The sequence below is a fragment of the Flavobacterium sp. FlaQc-49 genome, assembly GCF_044005985.1.
Taxonomy (GTDB): domain Bacteria; phylum Bacteroidota; class Bacteroidia; order Flavobacteriales; family Flavobacteriaceae; genus Flavobacterium; species Flavobacterium cupriresistens.
This window is the reverse complement of record NZ_JBIPCS010000026.1, coordinates 1-4,949: the sequence shown is the minus strand read 5'-3', so window position 1 is coordinate 4,949 and position 4,949 is coordinate 1. Positions and strand designations below refer to the sequence as shown.

At 40.5% G+C, this 4,949-nt stretch carries 1 protein-coding gene; it reads right to left on the bottom strand.

Annotated elements, in window-relative coordinates; all coding sequences use genetic code 11:
* Window positions 1–4,949 (bottom strand): beta strand repeat-containing protein (locus tag ACHRV3_RS22915; protein ID WP_395442794.1); only part of this gene is annotated, 4,949 nt, incomplete at both ends.

Here is a 4,949-nt window from a genome sequence, read left to right as displayed (position 1 = left end):
AAGAAACAGTACTATCTTTTGGAAGATCTCCGGTAAATATTGGTTTACTGGTATCTTCAATTGTAATCACTTGCGTGAAAGTATCAGAAGTATTACCACAATCGTCTTTAACAGTCCAAGTGTTAGTATAAGTTCCGGCGTTAGCGCAACCTTCAGAGGCTACAAAAGCACCACTTGTTTTCACGATATTAGAAACATCACCATCACAAGAATCAGTAGCAACCGGGAATTGTGTTTGAGCGGTAGTCAAAGCTGTTGCATCACTACACTGAACAGTTACGTTTAATGTTCCGGCCTCAGTTGTCCAAGTTGGGGCAGTGGTATCTTCAATAGTAATCACTTGAGTGTAAACATCAGAAGTGTTACCACAATCATCTTTAACAGTCCAAGTGTTAGTATAAGTTCCGGCATTAGTACAACCTTCAGAGGCCACAAAAGCACCGCTGGTTTTTACGATATTCGAAACATCACCATCACAAGAATCAGTCGCAACCGGGAATTGTGTTTGAGCAGTATTTAAAGCTGTTGCATCACTACATTGAACAGTTACGTTTAATGTTCCGGCCTCAGTTGTCCAAGTTGGAGCAGTGGTATCTTCGATTGTAATAATTTGAGTGTAAACATCAGAAGTGTTACCACAATCATCTTTAACAGTCCAAGTATTAGTATAAGTTCCAGCGTTAGCGCAACCTTCAGAAGCTACAAAAGCACCGCTGGTTTTTACGATATTAGAAACATCACCATCACAAGAGTCAGTAGCAACCGGGAATTGTGTTTGAGCAGTAGTCAAAGCTGTTGCATCGCTACATTGAACAGTTACGTTTAATGTTCCGGTTTGAGTTGTCCATGTTGGAGCAGTAGTATCTTCGATAGTAATGATTTGAGTGAAAGTATCAGAAGTATTTCCACAATCATCTTTTACAGTCCAAGTGTTAGTATAAGTTCCTGCATTTGCACAACCTTCAGAGGCCACAAAAGCACCGCTGGTTTTTACGATATTCGAAACATCACCATCACAAGAATCAGTAGCAACCGGGAATTGTGTTTGAGCAGTAGTTAAAGCTGTTGCATCGCTACATTGAACAGTTACATTTAATGTTCCGGCCTCAGTTGTCCAAGTTGGGGCAGTGGTATCTTCAATTGTAATTACTTGAGTGAAAGCATCCGTAACGTTTCCACAATCATCTTTTGCAATCCAAGAGTTGGTATACGTTCCAGCGTTAGCACAACCTTCAGAGGCAACAAAAGTGCCACTTGTTTTGGTATAAGTTACAACTGAACAATTGGCTGTAGCTGCAGGAGCTTGATTTTGAGCAGCAGTTAATCCTGCAGCATCACTACATTGAACAGTAGTGTTTAATGTTCCAGCCTGAGTAATCCAAGTTGGTATTGCGGTATCCTGAACGGTAATTACCTGAGTAAAGACAGTTGAGGTATTATTGCAAGTATCGGTTGCAGTCCAGGTGTTGGTGTAAGTACCAGTACTTCCACAACTTCCTTTTTGTAATTGACCGGTTACTTTAGTATAAGTTATAGTTCCATCGCAATTATCTGTTGCAATTGGAGCTTGGTTTTGAGCAGCTGTCAATCCATCAGTATCGCTACATTGAACAGTAACGTTTAATGTTCCAGGCTGAGTTGTCCAAGTTGGAGCAGTGGTATCTTCGATTGTAATTACTTGTGTGAAAACATCTGAAGTATTTCCACAATCATCTTTTACAGTCCAAGTATTAGTATATGTTCCTGCATTTGCACAAGTTTCAGAGGCTACAAAAGCACCACTTGTTTTCACGATATTAGAAACATCACCATCACAGCTATCAGTTGCAACCGGGAATTGTGTTTGAGCAGTAGTCAAAGCTGTTGCATCGCTACATTGAACAGTAACGTTTAATGTTCCAGGCTGAGTTGTCCAAGTTGGCGCAGTGGTATCTTCGATTGTAATCACTTGCGTGAAAGTATCTGAAGTATTTCCACAATCATCTTTTACAGTCCAAGTATTGGTATAAGTTCCAGCGTTAGCGCAACCTTCAGAGGCTACAAAAGCACCACTTGTTTTCACGATATTAGAAACATCACCATCACAAGAGTCAGTAGCAACGGGGAATTGTGTTTGAGCAGTAGTCAAAGCTGTTGCATCACTACATTGAACAGTAACGTTTAATGTTCCGGCCTCAGTTGTCCAAGTTGGAGCAGTGGTATCTTCAATTGTAATCACTTGAGTGTAAATAGCAGAAGTATTTCCACAATCATCTTTAACGGTCCAAGTGTTAGTATAAGTTCCAGCGTTAGCGCAACCTTCAGAGGCTACAAAAGCACCACTTGTTTTTACGATATTAGAAACATCACCATCACAAGAATCAGTAGCAACCGGGAATTGTGTTTGAGCAGTAGTTAAAGCCGTTGCATCGCTACATTGAACAGTAACGTTTAATGTTCCAGGCTGAGTTGTCCAAGTTGGAGCAGTGGTATCTTCGATTGTAATCACTTGCGTGTAAATATCAGAAGTATTTCCACAATCATCTTTTACAGTCCAAGTGTTAGTATAAGTTCCTGCATTTGCACAAGTTTCAGAAGCTACAAAAGCACCACTTGTTTTCACGATATTAGAAACATCACCATCACAAGAGTCAGTAGCAACTGGGAATTGTGTTTGAGCAGTAGTCAAAGCTGTTGCATCGCTACATTGAACAGTAACGTTTAATGTTCCGGCTTGAGTTGACCAAGTTGGTGCAGTAGTATCTTCGATGGTAATGATTTGCGTGAAGGTATCAGAAGTATTTCCACAATCATCTTTAACAGTCCAAGTATTAGTATAAGTTCCTGCATTTGCGCAACCTTCAGAGGCTACAAAAGCACCACTTGTTTTCACGATATTAGAAACATCACCATCACAAGCATCAGCCGCAATAGGGAATTGAGCTTGAGCAGCATTTAAAGCTGTTACATCACTACATTGAACAGTCACGTTTAATGTTTCGGCCTCAGTTGTCCAAGTTGGAGCAGTTGTATCTTCAATAGTAATTACTTGAATAAAGGCATCCGTAACGTTTCCGCAATCATCTTTTGCAACCCAAGAGTTGGTATAAGTTCCAGCATTAGCGCAACCTTCAGAGGCAATAAAAGAACCACTTGTTTTGGTATAAGTTACAATTGAACAATTGGCTGTAGCTGCAGGAGCTTGATTTTGAGCAGCAGTTAATGCTGCAGCATCACTACATTGAACAGTAGTGTCTAATGTTCCAGCCTGAGTAATCCAAGTTGGAATTGCAGTATCCTGAACGGTAATTACCTGAGTAAAGACAGTTGAGGTATTATTGCAAGTATCAGTTGCAGTCCAGGTGTTGGTGTAAGTACCAGTACTTCCACAGCTACCTTTTTGTAATTGACCAGTTACTTTAGTATAAGTTATAGTTCCATCACAATTATCTGTTGCAATTGGAGCTTGGTTTTGAGCGGTTGTCAATCCGTCATTATCGCTACATTGTAAAGTAACATCTAATGTTCCCCCTTGAGTTGACCAAGTAGGAGCAGTAGTATCTTCGATAGTAATGATTTGCGTGAAAACATCAGAAGTATTTCCACAATCGTCATTAACCGTCCAAGTATTAGTATATGTTCCGGCGTTAGTACAACCTTGAGAAGCTACAAAAGCACCGCTTACTTTTACAATGTTTGTCACATCCGTATCACAAGCGTCAGCAGCCACTGGGAATTGAGCTTGAGCATTAGCCAAAGCTGCTGCATTGCTACATTGAACCGTTGTATTTAATGTTCCCCCTTGAGTTGACCAAGTTGGAGCAGTAGTATCTTCGATGGTAATGATTTGCGTGAAAACATCAGAAGTATTTCCGCAATCATCATTAACCGTCCAAGTATTAGTATAAGTTCCAGCGTTAGCGCAACCTTGAGAAGCAACAAAAGCACCGCTTACTTTTACAATGTTGGTCACATCAGTATCACAGCTATCCGTTGCAACTGGGAATTGTGCTTGAGCATTAGCTAAAGCTGTTGCATCGCTACATTGAACAGTAGTATTTAATGTTCCCCCTTGAGTAGACCAAGTTGGAGCAGTAGTATCTTCGATAGTAATGATTTGTGTGAAAATAGCAGAAGTATTTCCACAATCGTCATTAACCGTCCAAGTATTAGTATAAGTTCCGGCGTTAGCGCAACCTTGAGAGGCAACAAAAGCACCACTTACTTTTACAATGTTGGTCACATCTGTATCACAAGCATCAGTAGCTACTGGGAATTGAGCTTGAGCATTAGCCAAAGCTGTTGCATCACTACATTGAACAGTAGTATTTAATGTTCCGGCTTGAGTTGACCAAGTAGGAGCAGTCGTATCTTCGATGGTAATGATTTGTGTGAAAATAGCAGAAGTATTTCCGCAATCGTCATTAACAGTCCAAGTATTAGTATATGTTCCGGCGTTAGCACAACCTTGAGAAGCTACAAAAGCACCGCTTACTTTTACAATGTTTGTGACATCAGTATCACAAGCATCAGTAGCTACTGGGAATTGAGCTTGAGCATTAGCTAAAGCTGCTGCATCACTACATTGAACCGTAACGTTTAACGTTCCGGCCTCAGTTGTCCAAGTTGGCGCAGTAGTATCTTCGATGGTAATAATTTGAGTGAAAATAGCAGAAGTATTTCCACAATCATCATTAACCGTCCAAGTATTAGTGTAAGTTCCGGCGTTAGCACAACCTTGAGAAGCTACAAAAGCACCGCTTACTTTTACAATGTTTGTCAAATCTGTATCACAAGCGTCAGTTGCAACTGGGAATTGAGCTTGAGCATTAGCCAAAGCTGTTGCATCACTACATTGAACCGTAACGTTTAACGTTCCGGCCTCAGTTGTCCAAGTTGGCGCAGTAGTATCTTCGATGGTAATAATTTGAGTGAAAATAGCAGAAGTATTTCCACAATCATCATTAACC